This window comes from Mobilitalea sibirica (assembly GCF_015999265.1).
Lineage (GTDB): Bacteria > Bacillota > Clostridia > Lachnospirales > Lachnospiraceae > Mobilitalea > Mobilitalea sibirica.
The window spans coordinates 149,902-173,495 of record NZ_JAEAGR010000005.1 but is presented as its reverse complement, the minus strand read 5'-3'; the positions used below and the strand labels follow the sequence as shown (position 1 = coordinate 173,495).

The following is a 23,594-nucleotide window of genomic DNA, read 5'->3' as shown; positions in this document are numbered from 1 at the left end:
AAAATAAAAGTAACAGACTTTTTATAAATTTTTGTATAGGTTACACAAAATACAGTGATTGCATACACACAGTTATCTCCATGATAAAAAAATAAAACCGTATCCATGTGTTGCTACACATAGATACAGTACGATCCATATAGATCTAAAAATATGACGGTATATCCATAAAAGACGCTAATACCATATCTGCTCCTGCCTCTAAAAGCTCCTCTTTAAGGTAACGACCCGTACATACTCCGACAGCGGTAACATTCGCAGCTTTTGCTGCCACCATATCTACCTTATCGTCCCCAACATACCAAAACGATGCTTGATCTGCGTTCATGGCTGCCAGTGCTTTGTTAAGCGGATAGGGATTGGGTTTTATAAGTTCTGGATGAAACGGATAAGGCCTGCCATCTACATAGGTAAACTCTGTTAGAATGTTAACTTCTAAAAGGGCGTATTGTACGACTGAGGTTGCATTGCTTGATACAAGGCCCAGCCTTATTCCTTTGGACCGAAGCTGTCTTACCGCTTCCGGGACACCGGGAAACAATCCAACTCTTTTTACAATCTGTAATTCAAAATCTGTAACGACATCCTCTGCCTGCTTATTGATCCTATCTGCTTCCGCCTTTGGAAAGTTCTTCACTGCAATATCATGAAGCTTATGCCAAACCATATAACCGTCGATTTCATTCTCTACATATTCACGGGGTATCTCTAAGCTCCTGCCATAAAGTGAACGAATCCGATTGGCCAGTTCCGGTAAAAGCGTAGGATCCTTATATAGATAGGTCAAAGTCCGATCAAAATCCGTCACTAATACCTCTGGCTGTATAAGCCTATTCGTATCTTTCATTTTATCTCCTGTTGCCTCTCGTCAGTGTCTCGATTGGATTAATCTTATTTATTCTCTAATAGTTTATCTATACTTACGATTTGAATACAGATGCAGATTACTTTAATCGCTTTCGTAAGTTCCTCCAAGGAAGGGAACGTCGGTGCTATGCGGATATTCCTGTCTCTGGGGTCCTTACCATAGGGGAAGGTTGCCCCTGCGCCGGTCATAACCACACCTGCTTCGGCTGACATGGCAACTACTTTTTTTGCACATCCATCTAAAGTATCTAAGCTGATAAAATATCCTCCGTTCGGTTTATTCCACCAAGCGATTTCTTTTCCTTTTAACTGTGTATCAAGTATATCAAGCACGGCGGTAAATTTCGGTCCAATAATCATGGCATGCTTTTTCATGTGTTCCTTAATATTCTCCATGCTTTTTAAGAACTTTACGTGACGAAGCTGATTTAACTTATCCGGACCAATGGTTTGTATTGATATTCTCTTTTTGATCTGAATAAGATTAGCCTTACTGGAAGCCATCATGGCTACGCCTGCTCCCGGGAAGGTTATCTTAGAGGTTGAGGTATAGACATATACCCTGTCTTCATTCCCGGTCTCTTTACAAGCCTTAAATAGATTCTTTAGCTTATCGCCCTGCTCATTAAGATCATGAACGCAGTACGCATTATCCCAAAAGATTCTAAAATCCTTCGCCTTGGTCTTCATCCTTGCCAGCCTGTCCACCACTTCATCAGAGAACGTAATTCCACTGGGATTACTATACTTCGGAACGCATATCATACCCTTGACTTCCTCATCCTCCGCTACAAGTCTTTCAACCGCGTCCATATCCGGTCCGTCCGAATTCATATCCACGATAATCATCTCTATTCCAAACAATTCACATATAGCGAAATGCCTGTCATAGCCGGGACTTGGGCATAAGAACTTCACCTTGGGAAGTTTACCCCAAGGAATCTCTCCGGCTGATACACCGAAAGACATTGCTCCGGCTATGGTGTCATAAATCATATTCAGTGCAGAATTACCACCGATAATTATTTCATCTGGGTCGGCTTCAAGAAGGTTGGAAAATAGTTGTTTTGCTTCAGGAATTCCGTCAATCCCCCCATAATTTCTACAGTCTATACCGTCAGCTGTTTTATATTCCTTCAAATTAAGCATATCTGCACATAGGTCTAACTGTTCGGGACAAGGCTTTCCACGGGACATATCATATTTTAATTTCTGACTTTGAAAGTCCTCATACTGTCTCATCAACTCATCTTTGTATTTCTGTAATGCTTTCGCATCCATTTTCATAAATTCCATTCTCTTGTTTCCTCCCAACATAACTCATCTGTAGCAATCTCTAACAATTACTCTTTTCATAATAATTAACTTAAGCTCTTTCGTCAAATACTTCTTGCGATTTATACTTATATTTTACCCCTAATAGCTTGTAATAGCAAATAAACTCATAAATAAGTATACAAATGCATGTCAACTATATATTTTACCATTTGTTTTCGCACATACGAAAATAGATTGAAATCTTTCATTAAGACCTCAATCCATTTTAATATTCAGCTATGAAACTTCTGCATTGAATACTAATATAAGAAAACTATTCTCAATATAATAAGCCAAATAATTCTTATATCGTCTTTCCCTTCTTTTTAGCATCTGCATCCATGGAAGACCCAATGATTAATCCAAATGCTACACCAAGCGGTAAACCCATTGAGATATTATCAAACAAAATCAATCCAAAAATAAGTCCAAAGCTGATTCCTAAGGGCAGATACATTGATATATAATGGCCATCCGGTAGCAGATTATGTTCCTTCTCCATATGCTGTGTGATAACTTTTAACTTACTCTGAAACCGCATGAAGTCTTTCTTATCCAAAGGTTCCTGTTTATAGATAATATCGTTAAGTAAGTCTGTTAAATCGGTTATGAAGTTTGTACATTCATCACAGTTGTCAGAAAATTCTATCAGTCTTTGTGTAATCCTCTCTAACAGATCTACATTAAGGGGTTTCATATATCTATCCTTAGAATTATTCTTTTTCTCCTTCAGATCCCGAACTGCATTTTCTAATACCTTATGTTTCATCTTATACCTCCTAAAGAACCTGTTACTATGGATTACTTATTAATAAACAGTTTGGGTTCAACTCTTTGTCCAACTGCTTTCTCAATCACATAAGAATGTTTTAACAGCTGCTCATCCGTTATGGCTGTGATCTGGAGACCAAAGGGCATACCATCCTCGTATAATCCACAGGGTATGGTGATTACCGGTAATGCTGTATATTGAAGAATGTTATTATAGGAAAGCATAATACAAAGATCCATATCTTTTAACTGTTCTCTAATCTTTAGCATACTTACCTTACGATCTTCTAATAATTCTTTATAAGCTGTTTCAGTAAGATTACCGGTAGTATTCTCCTCGGCATCGATTAAGAAGGTCTGACCGTATCTTAAGGCCTCCTCTTTATGGAGTTCATTATAATCAATAATATCTTTTAAGGTCTTAATAGGATAGTCCTTTGGTAAGGTGCTTAGATATTGATTCATGGCATACTTAAATTCATATTTCATAGTGTCCATAATGTACTTTGTCTCCGGAATACTGATCCGTTTTATAATAGCTCCCTGGTTTTCCAGTTCTTTTATCATTCTCTCTGTAATTACAACTGTTTCCTCCGTCAGTTCCCCGTTGTCCCAATCGTTATATCCGATGATCATACCTTTCACATCGAACCTCTCCGGAATTACAACCGGAGTATCGGTAAGTCCTGCCTGCATGATTGCTGCATCCTCAACCGTTCTTGAGAATGGTCCTGCAGTATCCAAGGTAAAGCTAATTGGTATAATTCCCTTTTGGCTGATTACCCCGGTGGAAGGACGAAAGCCTACGATTCCATTGGCCAATCCCGGGGCTACAATGGAATTACAGGTATCAGAACCGATGGAGGTGGCACATAGATTCGCTGCTACCGACACACCGGAGCCGGCGCTGGAGCCTAAGGGATCCCGCTCCTTATTATACGGATTTTTAACCTGCCCTCCTCTGGAACTATAGCCGTTAGGCATATCCTGAGTCATATAATTAGCAAACTCGGTAAGGTTGGTCTTACCCAGAATAACCGCTCCATTTTTACGAAGCATTTTCACCAAATCCGCATCATATCCGGCATAGGAATCTTTAAGTGCCAGAGAACCGGCTGAGGTATGCATACGATCGTCTGTTGCAATATTATCTTTAATAAGAACCGGAACACCGTATAATACAAGGTTACTTTGGTATCCCTGTTTGTCAAGTTCATCCGCTATGCTTAGCGCATCCGGATTAATCTCAATGACACTGTTAAGACCATCCTGCCCTTCATCCAGATCATGGATACGGTCTATATAGCTTTGTACCAGTTCTTTCACTGTCAGTGATTTATTCTGAAACATCTCCTGCATTCTGCGTATTGTTATTTCATTGATATTTATCATATAGCTCCTCCATGAATTTTAAATATGTTTATTACACTTACAACTTCTTCTATCTTATATTGCTTTCATCTCTTTATAATAAAACCTCTATTTACCATTAAATCTATTATAAAGAATTAACTACGAAAATACAACACGCCAAATTGATTACTACCGCTTAACGGAAAGTTATCAACTTGGCGCATAATTATTGATATGGTTAAAATTCTCCAATTTCTTCAGCCTATAATCAAATCAATCTTTCATAAAATGATTATTATAATAGCCTATCTTTCGAAGCCACAATATTATCTATACGATCATTTAATATCCAATGTTATGAGTAATACTAAATCATCGGGTAATATATATATCTATCCGTCAAATAGATATCTCTATTTTACTATTTTATCTTAATACTCTCTTTAAGAATTCCTTCGTTCGCTCCTGTGTCGGATGGTTGAATATCTGCTCCGGCGATCCTTCTTCCGCAATTACTCCCTTATCCATGAATACAACACGATCAGCCACTTCACTGGCAAAGCCCATCTCATGGGTTACTACTAACATCGTAAGACCGCTCTGTGCCAGTTCCTTCATGACAGCCAAAACTTCACCGACCATCTCTGGATCTAGGGCTGATGTTGGCTCATCAAACAGTAAAACATCCGGTTCCATGGATAGAGCCCTTGCTATAGCCACCCTCTGCTTTTGCCCACCGGAAAGCTGTTTTGGCTTCGCATTGATATACTGATCCATTCCTACCACGGTTAGATATTTCATCGCCACTTCTTTGGCTTGTTCCTTCGATCTTTTTAAAACCTTTATCTGACCAACCATACAGTTACTTAAAACATCATGATTGTTAAACAGATTAAACTGCTGGAACACCATACCCAGTTTAGTCCGATAAGCAAAGATATCATGCTTATCATCCAGTATATTCTCTCCGTTATATATGATCTCACCCCCGCTGGGTTTTTCCAACAGATTGATGCAGCGTAGTAAGGTTGATTTCCCCGATCCGGAAGCACCTATGATACAGACTACCTCACCCTTTCGAACATTAAAGTCTATATCTTTTAATATTTCATTCGTCCCGAAGGATTTTCTTAGATGCCGGATTTCTATCACATTTTCCATCGTTATTTCCTCCTTCTGACTAAATGCCGGTTTTTGTATTGGACTTATCCTTGTGAAGTAGATCCTCTGGTCGTTCAACCTGCATCTGGTTGCCGGGGATAATGTTATAATTCTCAGGTCCATCCAATCTTCTCTCAATAAATCTTAAGATACGGGTTACTGTTAGCGTCATGATCAGATAAAGAATACTTGCCACGAAGAATGCTTCAAAGTATCGATAATTATTACCTGCCACGGATTTTGTTGTAAAGAATAATTCCGATACGGCTATAACATTCAACACTGAGGTATCCTTTATATTGATAACAAATTCATTACCCATAGGTGGCAGAATATTTCTTAACACCTGAGGTAGTACTACATGAAGCATTGTCTTTGTATGATTCATACCAATCGCATGAGCTGCTTCAAATTGTCCTTTATCGATAGAGATAATTCCACCACGGACAATCTCTGCCGTATAAGCACCAGTATTGATCGATACGATGAAGATAGCTGCTATGGTTCTATCCATATCAATTCCAAATGCCATAGCAGAGCCGTAGAAGATAACCATGGCCTGTACTATCATAGGGGTTCCACGGAAAAACTCAACATACATCGACAATATCACATTACTTATTTTTAATACTATTCTTTTAAGCCCTCTGTCCGGCATCGGTATCGTACGTATCGTACCAATTAATAAACCAATCAGAGATCCTAGTATTGTACCGATAATTGATATATATAGCGTTGCCCATGCTCCCCTTAAGAAACTGGGCCAATTATTCTGTACGATTTTTATTAACCATTCCCAGGTCATAATCTGCACCAAGCCTTTCTAGCTATACACTGTACTCTATGTTAATAACAAAAACCGAAGGATATTCCCCATTAGGTGAATTTTCGTTTACCCGCTCGATGCTTCGTCTAGAGCAGTTCGCGGGCTCACTTGCATCCTTCAGACAAATTTAATTTATAATGCTATAACCGCTTATGAATGTAATACTTTCTTATACGAGTATAACATTATGTATTGTATGTCTCACGTCTGTTCGCTTTGACTTTGCGCATATTTATAGGCTGCCTACATGAACCTGACAGGGCCTGCAGACAGCCTCTATATCGAATAAGCTTTAATATCCGACACAAGCAATGCACATGTTAAAGATATGGTATATTCCTTTATATTTATCTTGACTATACTACATGAAATTATTTTATATTTTTCTTATTCTGCTGAAGGTTGGTTCTGAATAGCCGTATCCATAATACTGATTTGCTCTTCTTCAGAAATCCCAGCCAAAACTTCATTAATTTTCTCTGTTAGCTCACTGTCCTTTTTTAATCCAACAGCAATCGCAGTATCATCTTCCGAAGTTTCAAAGCCTTCATCAAATACTACCATAGCAAAATTTTCATTAGCTGCAGAAGCACTTACACCCTCAGGACGCTCTGATACATATCCATCAATGATACCTGCTTCAAGTGCAACACGCATAGCCGGGAAATTGTCCATAGCTGTTTCCTTCTTAACACCTTCGATCTGATCGATTACAGAGTAGTGGAAGGTATTTAACTGTGCTGTAATTTTCGCACCGGAGAAGTCCTGGATCGAGGTTGCATTCTCATAAGCCCCACCCTTTTTTACTACCATAACCAGATCAGACTTATAATAGTTGTCTGAAAAATCAATGGTTTCCTTACGCTCTGCTGTCGGAGACATACCTGCAATAATTGCATCAATTTTTCCTGATACTAATGCAGGAACGAGACCATCCCATTCAGTTTTTACGATTACTAATTCCTTATCAAGACCTTCTGCAATTTTTTTTGCAATTTCCACATCATATCCACCGGCATATTCAGCACTGCCGTCAATTGGAACACCACCGTTAGAATCATCATACTGTGTCCAGTTAAAAGGTGCATACCCAGCTTCAAGACCTACCTTGAAGGTGTCTTTCTTTTCTGTCTCCTGATTCTCATTATCCTGAGCCTCGGTATTATCCTGAGTTTCAGTATTACCCTGAGTATCATCGTTTCCAGGGTTTGTCTCCTCTTCCTTGGTTGTGCAGGCTGCCGCCAGAACCATCACTGACAATATAACAGCTAGTAAAGATAATAATTTTTTCATAATTTTCCTCCTCTTTCTTATAAGGGAATTATGCTCCCTATTGTAAACGGTTTTGTATACCGTTTTTTACTTGTTAAGACTTTCAAGCAATAGTCTAATTAAATACTCAAATTATCAATTTTATCCATCGACTATTTCTGATACTTATATAGATAACTCATCTAAGTATACTTTTCCTATGATTGTAGTCGGTATTTTGTAATGTAACAAAATTAATTTTACAACAGAAAAAACCTGAGGTTTACTCAGGTTAAGCCACATTGCTCCGAGCCCTCTTCTTCCCATGATGAGATAGCACATCTCATTAAACCGGGTAGCTTAATGAGACAGTCCTACAGCTCTTAACTGTAGACCCAGCAAATAATATCGAGTATATTATAAGCTTCGGCAGTCTTTCCTTCTCCGTAGCTTCATAGCTTCTCAAGCTCCCCTACAGACTGTTAAAGACCGCTCCTCTACCTCACTTTGAAGTGAGGCAATCCATATATTATTTAGACTAAGATATCTGCTAATTTAATATTACGCCAAACCTTTACTGACAATATCACGTAAACGAAATAACTTCTGTTATTCGCTTACTCTTTTATTTTTGCTTCATCCTAGTTAACTTTATCTGATTGTATGCCATAGGATGACCGGCAGCCGTTGAGTGCTTGTCCGTCGTCAGCTAAATTACGCTTTAAGTTTACAACAACAAATTATATCTGTCAATCTGGTAATTGTTATAATGTCGAACATCTTATAAGCAATCTCCGTTATTTCAGTGAATTTTCCAAATTTCTACCAAAATCACAGTGCAACTGATAATTATCTGTTAATTACTGCATATCAAGTAAACTATTAGTCATTTGTCATGTACACGGGAAGTAACATAAAAAAACTTTTGTGTTATTTCATATTAAATATAATACATAACCATATCTTCGCCTCTTTTATATTCATTCACGATATCTTCAAGAGTAATTCCATCAATAATCTCAATGATCTTCTCATCTAACCTGTTCCAGATATTATTTCTGATGCAGTTTTCTATCTTATTATTTATTAATCGTGATTCCTCTTCATCGTAAACTGACATATCACCTTCAAGAGCCCTTAATACATCACCAACCGTAATCTCTGAAGAAGCTTTTGCCAGAATATAGCCTCCTTGAGCACCCTTAACGCTTTTTACAATACCTGTTTTTCTAAGGATGGCAAACACCTGCTCCAGATAATTCTTCGATAAATCCTGGCGTTGTGCTATGCTGATGAGGGACACATGCTCTTGTTCATTATTGGAATTTAATATGAGGTCAATCATAGCTCTTAAGCCATATCGTCCTTTTGAGGATATCTTCATCTGTCTTCCTCCTTTAAAAAAATTACATGTTTTGCTTTATTCGCCTTATGTTCAGATATAAGCCTAATTTACAATGTATTAATTGCTTTCTCAAGCTGTATCAAGGCTTTTTTAAGTATCTCTCTGGGGCATGCCATATTAATTCTTTGAAAGCCTCTGCCCTCGGACCCGAACATCGTACCATGATCCAGCCATAGCTTAGCACGTCTAACAATTAAGTCTTCCAATGCCTTTTCGCTAAGGTTAAGCGTACTAAAGTCTAGCCAAAGAAGATAAGTTCCCTGGGGCTCCACCAGTTTAATCTGCGGCAGATGTTCCTTTAAAAAGTTTCTGGTGAACTCTAGATTTTCTTCCAGATATCCCAGTAGATCATCCAACCACTCAGCACCGGACTCATACGCTGTCTGACAGGCAATCAACCCCATGGTGTTTAACTGACTATAGCCGCTGGCTCGTATTTCATTCTTAAATTTATCCCTAATATCCTTATTCGCAATCAGGATATTGGAAACCTGTAAACCTGCCAAATTAAAGGTTTTACTTGGTGCCGTACATAAGATGGAATTCTGTAAAAACTCATCCTTTAGTTTGCCAAATATTGAGTGATGATATCCTTTATAAATAAAATCTGCATGGATTTCATCCGATATAACCATGACATTATGTCTGATACAGATGTCACCCAATCGAATTAATTCCTCTCTCGTCCATACTCTTCCGACTGGATTATGAGGACTGCATAATAAAAATAACTTAACATTATTCTTTGTGATTTTTGTTTCAAAATCATCAAAATCAATGCGGTAGGAACCGTCTTCATATACAAGCGGATTATTCACTAATTTTCGATTGTTAGCAAGAATGGTTTCGGAAAACGGATAATATACCGGCCTTTGGATTAATACCGCATCCCCTTCTTTCGTAAAAGCCCGAATCGCCATCGCTATGGCAAAAACCACTCCGGGAGTTTTTACAAGCCATTCCTTTTGAATCTCAAAATCAAATCGTTTTTGATACCACCCCTGGATGGCAGCGAAATACTCTTCCTTACTTTCTGAATATCCATAAATCCCATGGTCAACTGCCTTTTTCAATTCTCTCGTTACTTCAGGTGGGGTGCGAAAATCCATATCAGCAACCCAAAGGGGAAGTAAATCCTCCGGCTTTCCTCTTTGGACAGCAAAATCATATTTAATGGAATTGGTGCCTTTCCGATTAATTATCTCATCAAAATGACTTAAGCTCAATGTTATTCCCCCTTGTTTCTATATTAATATACGTCCTATTTTACCATTCCTATACATCGTGTCAGTTTATCTTCAGATTAAGACATGACATACAAACTTAAAACTTTTTATCACTATCTATTTGTTTTCTATACCGTAAAAGTTATATACAGGTAATTGATTAGAAATTATTATTATCGTTTTATGATAGTAATGCTTGTGCTAAATCCTCAATTATATCATTAATATCCTCAATCCCGACTGACATGCGAAGCAGTCTTTCATGAATACCTTTGGCTTCCCTCTCCTCTTTTGGGACATCGGCATGGGTTTGAAGCATTGGATATGTAATAAGAGATTCTACTCCTCCAAGGCTTTCCGCATAGAGAGCTATCTTTACTCTCTCCAAAATCTTTCTTGCTGTTTCCTCGCTATCAACCTCAAATGAAATCATGGCACCAAAGCCTCTGGCTTGCTTTTTGGATATCTCATAGTCAGGGTGTGAGACAAGTCCAGGATAATATACTTTAGTAACCCTGCTATGGTTACTTAACCAGGTAGCCAGTCTAGTCGCATTCTCCTGCTGCTTCTCCATCCGAACCGCCAGAGTTTTTAATCCACGAATAATCAGCCAACTGTCAAAGGGGGATAGGCACGCTCCAGTAGTCTTATAAATATATCGCAACCGCTGTGAAAGCTCCTCTGAATTTACAACAAGAAATCCTGCCAGTGTATCATTGTGTCCCGATAGATATTTCGTACCGCTATGTATCACAATATCGGCTCCCAACCGAAGCGGTAATTGAAAATAAGGTGTAAGAAAGGTATTATCTACAATCAATAACAACCCTCTGTCTTTTGTAATCTTAGCCACCTCTGCAATATCTGTTACCTGCATCATGGGATTCGAGGGTGTTTCAATAAATACCGCTTTTGTTTCAGGCTTTATTACCCTTACTATATCTTCTGTTTTCGACATATTGATATAATCAAAGGTAATTCCGTTTTTTCTTGATAAGTTATTGAAAAGCCGTATAGAACCACCATACAGATCTTCTGATGCAATGATATGGTCTCCCGGCTCAAACAACTCCATCATTGCAGCAATTGCAGCCATACCGGAGGAAAATGCCAATGCATCAACCCCCTTCTCTAGCTTCGCTATAATCTTCTCAACCTGCTCTCTGGTCGGATTCTGTACGCGGGAATAATCATAGCCAGTGCTTTGTCCGACGGCCGGATGAACAAAGGTAGCCGTCTGATATATAGGAACGGTAATTGAGCCGGTAGTGTCGGAACTATCTGTACTTCCGTGTATACATAGGGTTGAAATCTCCATACAATTCTCTCACCTTTCTATCATTCCTCATTTTTCCTATCAACTTAGTATGGTTTAAAAGTATAGAGAATTTTTTTACTATTGTCAACTATTTTTCGTCTAAATAATATAAGAAATCTGTTTTGATCTAATACGTTCGAAACGATATGTCATGACAGTTTCGTCGATAATTTCTTTCATTGTAAAACATTAAAATTAGGGGATGTGACAAAATGAATACGTTCAACATCCCCTTTTGCAATACAGAAGTATTTAAATAATTTAACTATTCTTTCGAATATAAACCTGTAAAGCTTTTATAATCATCATTAAAGCATAGATACCAAGTATAAGTAAAATAATAATTAAAATCTGCATTAACAACGCATAAAATGAAATAAATGAATACATAAATTACTCCCCCCTGTATATTTTATTGCTTAGTACTCTGATACAACAATTTTTTCAATAATTACACGTTCGGCCGGTATGCCCTGTTCTTCATCTGCTTTCTTCACCTTTGCCACGGCATCCAATACTTCTAATCCGTCATACACTTGTCCAAACACCGTATGGGAACGGAAGAGCCAGGGTGTTCCTCCAATTTTACCATAATTTTGAATGGCTTTTTTATCAAATTTTTTATTATACAACTGTTCAATCTGTTGTAGTATATCTTCTGTATACGTAGCTTCCGATTGTACGATAAAAAACTGGCTTCCATTAGTATTGGGTCCGGAATTTGCCATACAAAGAGCTCCCCGGTATGGATGTAAATCCTCTGCAAATTCATCCTCAAAATCCTTACCCCATATACTTTCACCGCCGGTTCCGGTACCGGTAGGATCTCCTCCCTGTATCATAAAATCTTCAATGATCCGATGAAAGGTTAGACCATCATAATATCCGTTCTTTGCATGAGTTAGGAAGTTCTCAACCGCCTTAGGAGCAGCTTCCTCAAAAAATCTTACATAAATTGAACCGAAATCCTTTATCACAATTTGAGCAACCTGATCGCCCTCCTTCGGCAATGCAAATTGTATAGTGTCACTTTCTTCATTTTCATCATCGTTTCCAATTTTTTCATCCGGCGTTAATACAGCATCGTTTGATTTTAAACATCCTCCAAGTAGTGTTATAAACGTAATAAATACAATAAGTAAGTAAACTTTTTTCATCATACTATTACCTCCGATTGATCTTTCTTAGTTTTACGTAAGTATACGTCATAATCTCATTACAGCATAAAATATTATAAACTAATCATATATTAATTGACAATCTTATTTAATCTTCAAAAGTATCATAACATAGGCATCCTTATCCACGCCATCTTCCCATTCTCTTATGCTAACTGTTTTCGTAATCAGCGTAAGGATTACCTTTTCATTTTCCATCGTAAATTCAGACTCTTCCGGTGATATTGGTCCGGACAATTCCTGTTTTTCATTTTGGAAATAATCAAAAACTATATTCACCGGAAATTTAATTATCTCATTACCTGTTTCATCTTTTAATATGATTGCCTGCTGGTCTTCAACGTCCTTAGTATTTTGAAGGCTATAATTTTTACCACCCTTTGTGACTCTCCCGATCTCTTGATTATCACTGTCAAATCTGTCTCTGAAATAAACATTGCTTTCAAACATATAATCATATCCAGCAATATTAATAGGATGAGTATCTTCTCTATAGTAATTTAAATTAATATATTTATCCACCACAAATTCATGGGCATCAAAACCAAAGGTACTTTTAAAGTTCTTCGTTTCGTAATAAGTACTTAACCATTCGATATTCTCCGTATAATCTAATTGGTCTAAGTATCTAACAGCACTTCTTAATACTTTTTTATCCTCATCACTCATATCTGCTTTCGGAATGATATTGTCCTCCTCCAGCATATCATTCGCAAGTAAAACTTCTTTTAGCCTTCCGGTCTGATTGATTCTGCTTATGGTAAAGGCATCCACCGGAGGCAGAATAGATAGCAAGGATAATATAATCAAAACAGGGGCTATAATGCCGTTCTTTGGCACCGGAACAATGCAGAACAAAATACCGGAAACCGTAGCAAATATCCCGAACAATATCACATAGTATCTTCCATAAGTAATACCTATCTCACTAATCATTAAAACTGAGGAAATCGTTTGGAATAAAACGATTGGTACTAATACTTTCGGAAATACTCTACGAAAGGCCTTTGCTATGGAATTATCAAGTCTTGCCACCATCAGGTAAACAATAATAACCGTTATGGAATAGGAAACCAATAGCGGCTCCATTAAATTATTCGTCCAAAACTCACCGGTAATATTCATAATAATATATAGAAGTAAAATAACCGTGAAAATAAATGTTATGGGAATAATCACATAGGTTAATAAACTTACAAGAAATTTAGAAGGAGTAACCGATGTTATGACTGCATTCATGCTATCGGCTATCTCGTTGTCATAACAGGCATCCTTATCTTCCATAACTCCCTTATTTTCTATATCTCCCTTATCTTCTATATCTCCCTTGTCTCCATTAGTTTTTACACCCTTCCTACTTTTATATGGAAATGACAGCACAAAATCATTCTTCGGATACACCGGTATCATAGATAAAAAATATAAGGGCGCATAGAGTACGAATATGACATTCGCTGCATGGATATTAAAGGTTTCATCTATGGATACAATTAGGATATCAATCGCTCCAAGCACTAAAACAAATCCTAAAAACAATACTCCCGAAAAAAAGATTGAAATAAAGAAAGCCTTAAATCCTGCCATAAAAGTTTCATTGATACTAATCTTGTTCTTTATGGATGGTATCCACAGAAAAGCAATCAATAGGATAAAGAGAATAACCGTAATACGTATGGATATTTGTTCCGCTATTGTCTTCTCTCCCAACACAAGAAAACAGATGAAAAAAGCCATCACGGAAGTTGCCATGAAAACGAGACGAATTTTTATATCTTGAAAAAATCGTTCATAAATTAGTTGAAATACTGTATATACACTTAAACCGATAGCAAAGGATAGTAACAATCTGACGTAATTATCATCCTTCTCTGTAATAATTAGCCTGGCATTCAAAATTGTAATTGCCATAAGAAAAACTACCGTAAGAGGAAAACGGGTTATCGTATTTGTAAGACCTACAAGTCTATGTTTTAGTTTGTCTAAGTTCTTCATATAAAACCTCCTCGTACTTAAAAACCCTTTTGACACTTAGAATGATACAATCTTTACATAGGTATACTATGAATAATAAATACTCCACGTTATGATAAATTATAGCATGTGTTTCCTACACATTTCAATAAATTGATATCATACCGATACGTCATTTCTGTAAAAAGGTTTTTCAAGCTACCAGTGTAAGTTTTTATATTTTTTTATTGTTTTATATGTTTTTTTAAGAAATATGCAAAAAACTATTGATTTATTTTTAGATATACTGTAGAATTTATAAGGTTAATGTTTTAGGGAATGTTTTCATAACCAAAAAAATTTTAAGCAAAAGGAGAAAAGTATGCAAGAAAAGACACTTCACAAAAAAATTGTTCTAGGTTTTCAACACGTGCTAGCAATGTTTGGTGCAACGGTATTAGTTCCTGCATTAACAGGGCTTAGTACCTCAATTACATTATTTTGTGCCGGAGCAGGAACCTTGTTATTTCATTTAATAACAAAAAAGAAGGTTCCTGTTTTTTTAGGTTCAAGCTTCGCATTCATGGTTGGTATTATGGCTGTGATAGGGGACTCCAGAATAGGTGATCCGGACTTTTTAGACAAGCTTGCGGCAGTAAAGGGCGCATTGATAGTTGCAGGTCTGATTTATGCAGTTTTTTCATTGTTAATTAAGCTAATCGGTTATGAAAAGGTGAACAAGTTATTGCCACCCATCGTTACAGGTCCAATTATTATAGTAATCGGTCTACGTCTTAGTGGTGTGGCAATTGGTAGTGCTTTCTACTATAATAATGAATTTAATTTAAAAGCAGTACTTGTAACTGTTATTGTACTTACCGTAGTTATCTGTATCTCTGTTTTTGCAAAGGGTATTTATAATTTAATGCCAATTCTGTTTGCAATTATTGTTGGATATATTGTATGTATCCCTCTTGGCTTTGTGGATTTCACACCGGTAAAAAATGCAGAGTGGTTATCTCTTGCTGATACAAGCATCAGAGATCAATTATTCCAATTACCTGCCTTTAAGTTAGATGCAATTTTAGCAATTGCACCAATCGCATTAGTTACATTAATTGAGCATGTTGGTGATATTACAACGAACAGTGCTGTTGTTGGAAAGAACTTTATGGTTGATCCCGGTGTTCACAGAACAATTCTTGGTGATGGTATAGCTACCGCTTTCGCCGGTTTACTTGGTGGACCTGCGAATACTACTTACGGTGAGAATACCGGTGTTTTAGCAGTAACTAAAAACTATGATCCTTCCGTAATCCGTTTTGCTGCTTGGTCAGCTATTCTTCTCGGTATCATCGGAAAATTCGGTGGCCTCGTAACCAGTATCCCTAGCCCTGTTACCGGCGGTATCAGTATTGTACTTTATGGTATGATTTCCTCCGTAGGTGTTCGTATCCTGATTAATTCAAGACTTAACTTTGGTAACAGCAGAAACCTTATGATAGCAGCTCTCATCTTCGTATTAGGTATTGGCTGTGACAGTATCCCGATTACCGATACCGTAACAATCTCTGGTCTTGCATTAGCAGCTATCGTTGGTATGGTATTAGCACTTATCCTTCCGGAAGGTAAAGATAGTGTTTTAGAGAAAGAATAATCAAATTTAGCTGAATATTAATTAAATATAGAAGTATAAACGAATTTTAAACAGCAAGAAGGATGACTATTCTGTTCTTCTTGCTGTTTATTTTTGTTTCTGGATTTTTTTCTTTATTACACGAAAAATAATCTGTATTCACCCGTTATACCATATATATTAATAGAAGAAAAAGTGAAATTGATGGTATGCTTATGAACAACTGTATCCAACGATACAGAATGGCTATGTAAAACATATCTACTTTTCCGGTACCGACGGCAAGGAATATCTGATTGAGTTTTTTCATTTGACTAATGATACAGATATTGAGATCGCACAATATAGAAAAAATAAAGAGGGTGAATGGGAGTTAATCCGGATGGAACCTGAGAAATGTTCAAAAGATAGTTAAACACAATAAATGAGTTTGATATCAGTATAGTAGGTACAAAAAAAGGGGCTGATGCCCCTTTTTTATGCTTTTATTATAAAATAGATTAAATTCATCAAAAGATTTAACTTAAGTACTAATTAGGTATCTTGCTTGTCCTAAAGCATGAAAACAAGCTCTTGAAATTGGTCTTTATTAAAGAATAGCATGAATTACAAAGTCAAGAATAAATAAAGCAGTAGCTACCCAAAGAACAGGACTAACGTCTTTCACTTTACCCTTAACAACCTTAACGATACAGTAGAAAATGAAACCTGCTGCGATACCATAAGATATACTATAAACGAAGGCCATAAAGATTGCAGCAAAGAATGCTGGGATTGCATCTTCTAAATCAGTCCAGTTAATATCCTTGAATGCCGCTAACATCATAATACCAACTGCAATTAATGCAGGAGCGGTTGCCTGAACAGGAACGATTCCGATTACAGGTGCAAGGAAGATACTTACTACAAATAATAAAGCAGTAACTACTGAGGTTAAACCGGTACGACCACCGGCTTCAATACCGGCTGCACTTTCTACATAAGTAGTTGTATTGGAAGTTCCGAATACTGCACCGATAGAGGTGGCGATGGAGTCTGCAAATAAAGCCTTGTCCATCTTAGATTTAAAGCCTTTACTCTCCTGAAGAGCTTTCTCATCAGCCTCATCAAAGATACCGGATCTTCTACCGGTTCCGATAAAGGTACCAATCGTATCAAAGGTATCTGATAAACTGAATGCAAAGATTGTCATCAATATAAGAGGTATCTGGGATAGATCATCGAATAAGGATAAGAGCCCTTCCTTACCAAATGCTGCACCAAAGGTTGTTCCTAAATCACTAAAGGATTCTGCTAAGCCAGCAGTAGCACCAAAACCTGATACATCAACAACCTTCATAGGAATACCGATGAGTGTTGTAACAAGAATACTAATAAAGATAGCACCCTTAACCTTTAATACTAATAATACAAAGGTTAATATAATACCGATAAGAGCTAAAATAACACCTGCATTATTAAATTTTACAAGAGCAGGAACAATATCTTTACCCTTAGAAACTACGGCATCAGCAAATACATTGATATCTCCGGTTGCATTCGGAACTGCAGGTGAATAAGTACCGGGATCAGAAGTAAATTGAAGTAAACCTGCATTTTTTAAACCGATGTATGCAATGAATATACCGATACCTCCACCGATTGCATGCTGTAAGCTTTCAGGTATTGCCTTAATGATTAATTTACGAAGTTTTGTAACAGTGATTAATACGTTAATTAGACCACAAATAAATACCATTGCCAGAGCCTGCTGCCATGAAAATCCGAGACCAAAAACAACAGTATAAACAAAGAATGCATTCAAGCCCATACCGGGAGCCTGAGCATAAGGTACGTTAGCAAATAAGCCCATGACTAAAGTACCTACAACCGCTGCAATTACTGTTGCCAAAAATACAGCTTGCTGAGGCATGCCGGTTAATGATAACATAGCAGGGTTTACAAAGATAATGTACGCCATTGCAAAGAAGGTGGTTGCGCCGGCTACGATCTCTCTTGGAACGGTTGTTCCATGAGCCTTAAGCTTAAAAAACTTTTCCATAAATTCTCTCCTTTTTATTATATATTGAAAGAGAAATTAGTTGATATAATTTCTCTTTTCATATCTTAAGTGAATGATTTCCTCTTCGAAAAAATCTTCGCTCCTAAACATACCCTGTAAGGCAGAACATATTTAGGAGCGTTAAATTCATTCTTTTAGTTGTCAATTGTCAACCAGTTGTTATTATCTTTCCGACAACAAAAATTCTATCAAATAATACTATATTATACAAGAAGCTTATTTATTAATTTTGCTAATCAATAATATAAGTATTAATCTTCGTGATCCTCTTCCTTTGCATTCTCTTCCATTACCTTCTGCTGTACATCAGAAGGAGCCTGTTCATATCTAGAGAATTCATAGGAGAAATCACCGATACCACCGGTCATAGAACGAAGGTCTGTAGAGTATCCGTATAATTCCGATAGCGGAATATCAGCAACGATTTCCTGTTTTCCTCCTGCAATCGGATTCATGCCTAATACTCTACCGCGACGCTTATTTAAATCACCCATGATATCACCGGTGAATTTATCCGGTATTAAAACCTTTAAGGATACAATTGGCTCTAAGAGTACCGGAGATGCTTGCATAAAGCCCTGTTTAAATGCCTGTATGGTTGCCATCTTGAAGGCCATTTCAGAAGAATCTACCGGATGATAGGATCCATCCACTAAGGTGGCTTTCAGGCCAACAACCGGATATCCGGCTACAGGTCCTTTAATAACGGATTCTGCAATTCCCTTCTCAACTGCCGGGAAGTAGTTCCTTGGCACAGCTCCACCAAAGATTTTCTCTTCGAATACGAATGCAGTTTCTAAGTCACCGGAAGGCTCAAATTCAATATGAACATCACCATACTGACCATGTCCGCCGGACTGTTTCTTATGCTTACCCTGTACCTTAACTTTCTTGCGGATTGTCTCTCTGTAAGGTACTCTCGGCTTCATCACTTCTATTTCCACTTTATACTTTGTAAAAAGCTTGCATACAGTAACATCCAGTTGCTGATCACCGATACCATATAATAGGGTCTGTCTGTTTTCTTTATCATTTACCATTTTTAATGTAAGATCTTCATCCATTAATTTGGCAAGTGCCTGAGAAACCTTATCATCATCGCCTTTATTCTTAGTTTTAAAACGCTGATAGGTATAAGGGGTAGATACCTCGATCGGATCATATGCAATAGGTGCAGCCTTGGTAGAAAGCGAATCACCGGTTACCGTATCATTTAATTTACCAAGGGCACCGATATCTCCGGCATGCAGTTCATTCACTTCTTCCTGATCCTTACCACGGAGTACATAGATACGATTAACCTTTTCTTCTGTTTCCTTTAAGGTATTGTAAACCGGAGTATCGGTTGTCAATACACCGGAGCAAACCTTAATCAAGGAAAACTTACCGATAAACGGATCAGCAATTGTCTTAAATACCCTGGCAGAGAATGGCTTCTTCTCATCGTAGTTCGATTCAAAGTCTTCACCTGTCTTAGTGTTTTTGCCTGTAATCTTAGTCTTCGTCGGATCCGGGAAATACTTCTCGATTGCCTGCAACAGCATGGTTGTCCCCTGTGCATTGATACCTGAGCCCATCAGAACCGGAACGACGGAACCATCTATAACATTATTTCGAAGTGCCTGAGAAATTTCCTGCTGTGTAAATTCTTCACCACTAAAATATTTCTCCATTAATTCTTCGTTCGTTTCAGCAACAGCTTCTAACAAAACTTCTCTGAACTTTGAAAGATTTTCTTTACTATATTCTGGAATATCACACTCCACATAATCGCTTGCCGTTGTAAACTTTCTACCGGCCATTTTAACTACATTAACAAATCCAACAAACTTCTCATTCTCCCTAATCGGAATATGAAAAGGAGCTATCTTCTTACCATAATGCTCAGTTAAATCTTCTACTACCTGACGATAACTTGCATTATCATCATCCATATCCGTAACAAAGAAAATTCTTGGCAGATTGAATTTCTCACAGAAATCCCATGCCTTTAATGTTCCTACTTCTACACCTGCTTTTGCGGAAATAACAATGACTGCCGCATCTGCTACAGCGAGTGCTTCTTCAACTTCACCAACAAAATCAAAGTAACCGGGAGTGTCTAAAAAGTTGATCTTTGTGTCCTCATAGATGATTGGTACTACGGTTGTACTGATGGAGAATAATCTTTTCTGTTCCTCTTTGTCGTAATCACTGATTGTATTCCCCTCTTCAACTTTTCCTTGTCGTTTGAGTATCCCTGCTGTGTACGCCATGGCTTCGACTAAAGTAGTCTTGCCACAGCCACCGTGGCCTAACAAAACAACGTTGCGAATCTTTTCCGAAGTGTAAACATTCATACTGATTTCCTCCAATACAATTTTTGTAGTAAGTAGTAGGAGTGGCTATACAAAGGGAACAAGCCCCCGTAATCACCCATAGATACCTCTTAGTATATTTTACTAGAGTAGGGCCAGATTTACAATACTTTTATGTAAATATTAACAAAGTTATTTCTTTTTCACTTTAAACCGTTACACTTTAACGCAATAGAGTATTGACACCACTGTATAATTGGAGTATAGTCTATGGAAAGCAAACTAATTGCAGTATAAGTGCATAGTAATACTGTTGGCTTCATTGGAAGTACATATGTAATCGATAACGTTTTATACATAACTTATTCTACATCCAGCAAAAACATATGAATCGTTAGTTATGTATCTTTGATAAGTTATCTGCCAACAGAGTATACTGTATCTGAATAAAATTAATGATTTAGTGCGTGAATTGAAGGGAGAAATATTATGATTATAGTAATGAAGCCTCAGGCAAAACAAGAGTCCATTCAAAGGATTAAAAATATAATTGAATCGAAAGGATTGGATGCACACATTTCCGCCGGTAAAGAAGTAACTATTATCGGTGTAGTCGGTGATAAAACCAAGCTTCAGGATCAAAATCTTGAGATTTTTGAGGATGTTGAAAAAATTGTTGCGGTAACCGAAAGTTACAAACTGGCCAATAAAAAATTTCATCCTGACCCCTCTATCGTAAAGGTAGGTAACGTTGAAATTGGAGGCAAAACTGTTGTTATTATGTCCGGTCCTTGCGCGATTGAGAGTAAGGAGCAGTTACTTATCACGGCTCATGCGATAAAAAAGGCTGGCGCTCATATCCTAAGAGGAGGCGCATATAAACCACGAACTTCTCCTTATGCCTTTCAGGGCCTCGAAGAAGAAGGGTTAAAATTCATGAAGGAAGCAAGGGAGGAAACCGGCCTACCGGTTATATGTGAAGTTACCAGTTTGAATGCAATAGAGGCTGCTGTAAAATACGTAGATATGCTTCAAATTGGTGCCAGAAATATGCAAAACTTCTATCTGCTTAAAGAAGCAGGAAAAACCGGTCTTCCTGTATTATTAAAACGTGGTCTTTCTGCCACGATTGACGAATGGTTGAATGCATCGGAATATATTATATCAGAAGGGAATCCTAACGTTGTATTATGTGAACGGGGCATTCGTACCTTTGAAACTGCAACCCGTAATACCTTGGACTTATCCGCGGTACCGGTGATTAAGGAAAAAAGTCATCTTCCCATTATTGTGGACCCCAGCCATGCAACCGGTGTAAGGGCTTATGTAAAGCCTCTTTCTATGGGAGCGATAGCTACAGGTGCAGATGGCCTTATGATTGAAACTCATCCCAATCCTTCCTGTGCTTTATCGGACGGACCACAGTCCTTAACATTTGAGCAGTTTGAGAAGCTAACGCAGGAATTAAGACCACTGATAGAAATTATGGGAAAAAGTCTTTAACAAAATCCCATATCAAAACCGTAGCATAGACATTAAAAGCTATTCGGATATATTATTAATATTTACGAAAAACGAACTAAATTTACAATTTATAGAACAATTACTACATCTTAATGATATAATATGGAACATCTGATACATCTAAATAAGTGATATTATTATGGACATAGATAGAAATAAGGAGGTATTCATGAGTGGTATAGACAGTGACTTTAGCGACTTTAGTGATTTTAGTGACTTTGATGATTTTAAGGTTGAAGTATTGAAAGAATTAAAAATTGGTTTTATCGGTTTTGGATTGATTGGCGGTTCCATAGCCCGTGCATTAAAAAAAATCAACCCGGACGTTTATCTATATGCTTATGACTACCATAAGAATAAACCCAGCAGTGATTTAGCGGCCGCCTTACATGATGGTAATCTGAATGAAATTACATTTTCTTTGGATAAAGGTATTCCGGAATGCGATTTTATATTCTTATGTGCTCCGGTTTTGGCTAACATTGCATATGTAAAGCAACTAAAAGCATTCATAAAGCCCACCTGTATTCTAACTGATGTCGGTAGTGTAAAAGGCAATATTCATACTACAATAGAAGAAATAGGGCTAGAGAAGCAATTTATCGGCGGACATCCGATGACCGGTTCCGAAAAAACAGGGTATCTTAATTCCTATGCTCTTCTTCTTGAAAATGCATATTATATTCTGACACCAACTAAGAAATCACCGAAAGACAAGGTAGCGCTTTTATACCATCTGGTTAAGAAGATGGGATCGATCCCTATTCTTTTGGAAGCAAAGGAGCATGATGAAATAACTGCAGCCATAAGTCATGTACCTCATATTATCGCTGCACAACTGGTTAATCTTATTAAGGACTCTGATGATAAAGCAGAGAAAATGAGGGCTTTAGCAGCCGGAGGTTTTAAAGATATAACTAGAATTGCTTCCTCTTCTCCTGTTATGTGGCAAAATATCTGTCTAACCAATGCCACAGATATTAAAAGATTACTGGACCGTTACATACAATCTTTAAGGGACGCTTCAGAGGCCTTAGGACATTTAAACGAGGATTATTTATACCAAATGTTTGATCAGGCGGGAGAATATCGCAATTCTATTCCAAACAAATCCATTGGCCTAATGAAGAAAGTCTTTGAAATATATCTGGATATTATGGATGAAGCAGGGGCTATCGCTACCATAGCCACTTTATTAGCCAGTAATCAGATTAGTATTAAAAACATAGGAATAATTCATAACAGAGAATTTGAAGAGGGTGTTCTTCGAATTGAATTTTATGACCAAATGGCAGAGGAAAATGCCATATCCCTATTGAAGAAATACAACTATCGGGTGTATGAAAGATAGACATTATAGTTATAGCATTCAGATAAGAGACTTGGGAATGTTTATATCTGTATATAAAATAAAAACTTTATGATTTACTAAACAGAACCAAATGTACTACT

General features: G+C 37.3%; 18 protein-coding genes and 1 riboswitch. Of the genes, 3 read left to right on the top strand and 15 right to left on the bottom strand.

Features of this window, described 5'->3' with window-relative positions:
- Positions 1 to 145 precede the first annotated feature (145 nt).
- The 13 genes from I5677_RS06960 to I5677_RS06905 form a co-directional block, all read right to left on the bottom strand.
- Positions 146 to 847, bottom strand: coding sequence for an HAD family hydrolase (locus tag I5677_RS06960; RefSeq protein WP_197660844.1), 702 nt, complete (start codon positions 845 to 847; stop codon positions 146 to 148).
- A gap of 44 nt (positions 848 to 891) precedes the next feature.
- The gene (locus I5677_RS06955) at positions 892 to 2,163 is read right to left on the bottom strand and encodes an aminotransferase class I/II-fold pyridoxal phosphate-dependent enzyme (RefSeq protein WP_197660843.1); all 1,272 of its coding nucleotides are present in this window, start codon (positions 2,161 to 2,163) and stop codon (positions 892 to 894) included.
- Between the two features lie 325 nt (positions 2,164 to 2,488).
- Positions 2,489 to 2,953 (bottom strand): hypothetical protein, encoded by a 465-nt coding sequence (locus I5677_RS06950; RefSeq protein WP_197660842.1) that lies wholly within the window; start codon positions 2,951 to 2,953, stop codon positions 2,489 to 2,491.
- 32 nt (positions 2,954 to 2,985) lie between these two features.
- The gene (locus tag I5677_RS06945; protein ID WP_197660841.1) at positions 2,986 to 4,347 is read right to left on the bottom strand and encodes an amidase family protein; all 1,362 of its coding nucleotides are present in this window, start codon (positions 4,345 to 4,347) and stop codon (positions 2,986 to 2,988) included.
- 387 nt (positions 4,348 to 4,734) lie between these two features.
- Positions 4,735 to 5,469: an amino acid ABC transporter ATP-binding protein gene (locus I5677_RS06940; protein WP_206762679.1), complete on the bottom strand. Its 735-nt coding sequence runs from the start codon at positions 5,467 to 5,469 to the stop codon at positions 4,735 to 4,737.
- A gap of 19 nt (positions 5,470 to 5,488) precedes the next feature.
- Positions 5,489 to 6,274 (bottom strand): amino acid ABC transporter permease, encoded by a 786-nt coding sequence (locus tag I5677_RS06935; protein ID WP_197660840.1) that lies wholly within the window; start codon positions 6,272 to 6,274, stop codon positions 5,489 to 5,491.
- A 408-nt stretch (positions 6,275 to 6,682) separates the two neighbouring features.
- Positions 6,683 to 7,588, bottom strand: a complete 906-nt coding sequence (locus I5677_RS06930; RefSeq protein WP_197660839.1) for a transporter substrate-binding domain-containing protein — start codon at positions 7,586 to 7,588, stop codon at positions 6,683 to 6,685.
- 284 nt (positions 7,589 to 7,872) lie between these two features.
- Positions 7,873 to 8,054, bottom strand: a riboswitch (Lysine riboswitch).
- Between the two features lie 432 nt (positions 8,055 to 8,486).
- On the bottom strand, positions 8,487 to 8,930 hold the full coding sequence (locus I5677_RS06925) for an RrF2 family transcriptional regulator (RefSeq protein ID WP_197660838.1): 444 nt from the start codon (positions 8,928 to 8,930) through the stop codon (positions 8,487 to 8,489).
- A 68-nt stretch (positions 8,931 to 8,998) separates the two neighbouring features.
- On the bottom strand, positions 8,999 to 10,177 hold the full coding sequence (locus tag I5677_RS06920; RefSeq protein WP_197660837.1) for a MalY/PatB family protein: 1,179 nt from the start codon (positions 10,175 to 10,177) through the stop codon (positions 8,999 to 9,001).
- Between the two features lie 181 nt (positions 10,178 to 10,358).
- Positions 10,359 to 11,495: a trans-sulfuration enzyme family protein gene (locus I5677_RS06915; RefSeq protein WP_197660836.1), complete on the bottom strand. Its 1,137-nt coding sequence runs from the start codon at positions 11,493 to 11,495 to the stop codon at positions 10,359 to 10,361.
- A gap of 261 nt (positions 11,496 to 11,756) precedes the next feature.
- Positions 11,757 to 11,885, bottom strand: a complete 129-nt coding sequence (locus tag I5677_RS17325; protein WP_279380747.1) for a hypothetical protein — start codon at positions 11,883 to 11,885, stop codon at positions 11,757 to 11,759.
- 29 nt (positions 11,886 to 11,914) lie between these two features.
- A complete protein-coding gene (locus I5677_RS06910) occupies positions 11,915 to 12,655 on the bottom strand; it encodes a peptidylprolyl isomerase (protein ID WP_279380746.1) in 741 nt (246 codons plus the stop codon).
- Positions 12,656 to 12,757: 102 nt separating this feature from the next.
- Positions 12,758 to 14,665, bottom strand: coding sequence for a DUF4153 domain-containing protein (locus tag I5677_RS06905; RefSeq protein WP_197660835.1), 1,908 nt, complete (start codon positions 14,663 to 14,665; stop codon positions 12,758 to 12,760).
- A gap of 340 nt (positions 14,666 to 15,005) precedes the next feature.
- Between I5677_RS06905 and I5677_RS06900 the strand changes: the two genes are divergently transcribed.
- Positions 15,006 to 16,280, top strand: a complete 1,275-nt coding sequence (locus tag I5677_RS06900; protein WP_197660834.1) for a uracil-xanthine permease family protein — start codon at positions 15,006 to 15,008, stop codon at positions 16,278 to 16,280.
- Between the two features lie 568 nt (positions 16,281 to 16,848).
- Here I5677_RS06900 and I5677_RS06895 read toward each other — a convergent pair.
- Positions 16,849 to 18,300 (bottom strand): NCS2 family permease, encoded by a 1,452-nt coding sequence (locus I5677_RS06895; RefSeq protein ID WP_197660833.1) that lies wholly within the window; start codon positions 18,298 to 18,300, stop codon positions 16,849 to 16,851.
- 272 nt (positions 18,301 to 18,572) lie between these two features.
- Positions 18,573 to 20,660, bottom strand: coding sequence for an elongation factor G (gene fusA, locus I5677_RS06890; RefSeq protein ID WP_197660832.1), 2,088 nt, complete (start codon positions 20,658 to 20,660; stop codon positions 18,573 to 18,575).
- A gap of 447 nt (positions 20,661 to 21,107) precedes the next feature.
- Between fusA and aroF the strand changes: the two genes are divergently transcribed.
- Both aroF and I5677_RS06880 read left to right on the top strand, forming a co-directional pair.
- Positions 21,108 to 22,121, top strand: a complete 1,014-nt coding sequence (gene aroF, locus I5677_RS06885; protein WP_197660831.1) for a 3-deoxy-7-phosphoheptulonate synthase — start codon at positions 21,108 to 21,110, stop codon at positions 22,119 to 22,121.
- 262 nt (positions 22,122 to 22,383) lie between these two features.
- The gene (locus I5677_RS06880; RefSeq protein WP_197660905.1) at positions 22,384 to 23,493 is read left to right on the top strand and encodes a prephenate dehydrogenase; all 1,110 of its coding nucleotides are present in this window, start codon (positions 22,384 to 22,386) and stop codon (positions 23,491 to 23,493) included.
- The last annotated feature ends 101 nt before the right edge of the window (positions 23,494 to 23,594 follow it).

What these genes read in the sequence shown, in the direction of transcription:
- I5677_RS06960 (WP_197660844.1), bottom strand. Translation starts at nt 847, where the DNA reads ATGAAAGATACGAATAGGCTTATACAGCCAGAGGTATTAGTGACGGAT.
- I5677_RS06955 (WP_197660843.1), bottom strand. Translation starts at nt 2,163, where the DNA reads ATGGAATTTATGAAAATGGATGCGAAAGCATTACAGAAATACAAAGAT.
- I5677_RS06950 (WP_197660842.1), bottom strand. Translation starts at nt 2,953, where the DNA reads ATGAAACATAAGGTATTAGAAAATGCAGTTCGGGATCTGAAGGAGAAA.
- I5677_RS06945 (WP_197660841.1), bottom strand. Translation starts at nt 4,347, where the DNA reads ATGATAAATATCAATGAAATAACAATACGCAGAATGCAGGAGATGTTT.
- I5677_RS06940 (WP_206762679.1), bottom strand. Translation starts at nt 5,469, where the DNA reads ATGGAAAATGTGATAGAAATCCGGCATCTAAGAAAATCCTTCGGGACG.
- I5677_RS06935 (WP_197660840.1), bottom strand. Translation starts at nt 6,274, where the DNA reads ATGACCTGGGAATGGTTAATAAAAATCGTACAGAATAATTGGCCCAGT.
- I5677_RS06930 (WP_197660839.1), bottom strand. Translation starts at nt 7,588, where the DNA reads ATGAAAAAATTATTATCTTTACTAGCTGTTATATTGTCAGTGATGGTT.
- I5677_RS06925 (WP_197660838.1), bottom strand. Translation starts at nt 8,930, where the DNA reads ATGAAGATATCCTCAAAAGGACGATATGGCTTAAGAGCTATGATTGAC.
- I5677_RS06915 (WP_197660836.1), bottom strand. Translation starts at nt 11,495, where the DNA reads ATGGAGATTTCAACCCTATGTATACACGGAAGTACAGATAGTTCCGAC.
- I5677_RS17325 (WP_279380747.1), bottom strand. Translation starts at nt 11,885, where the DNA reads ATGTATTCATTTATTTCATTTTATGCGTTGTTAATGCAGATTTTAATT.
- I5677_RS06910 (WP_279380746.1), bottom strand. Translation starts at nt 12,655, where the DNA reads ATGATGAAAAAAGTTTACTTACTTATTGTATTTATTACGTTTATAACA.
- I5677_RS06905 (WP_197660835.1), bottom strand. Translation starts at nt 14,665, where the DNA reads ATGAAGAACTTAGACAAACTAAAACATAGACTTGTAGGTCTTACAAAT.
- I5677_RS06900 (WP_197660834.1), top strand. Translation starts at nt 15,006, where the DNA reads ATGCAAGAAAAGACACTTCACAAAAAAATTGTTCTAGGTTTTCAACAC.
- I5677_RS06895 (WP_197660833.1), bottom strand. Translation starts at nt 18,300, where the DNA reads ATGGAAAAGTTTTTTAAGCTTAAGGCTCATGGAACAACCGTTCCAAGA.
- fusA (WP_197660832.1), bottom strand. Translation starts at nt 20,660, where the DNA reads ATGAATGTTTACACTTCGGAAAAGATTCGCAACGTTGTTTTGTTAGGC.
- aroF (WP_197660831.1), top strand. Translation starts at nt 21,108, where the DNA reads ATGATTATAGTAATGAAGCCTCAGGCAAAACAAGAGTCCATTCAAAGG.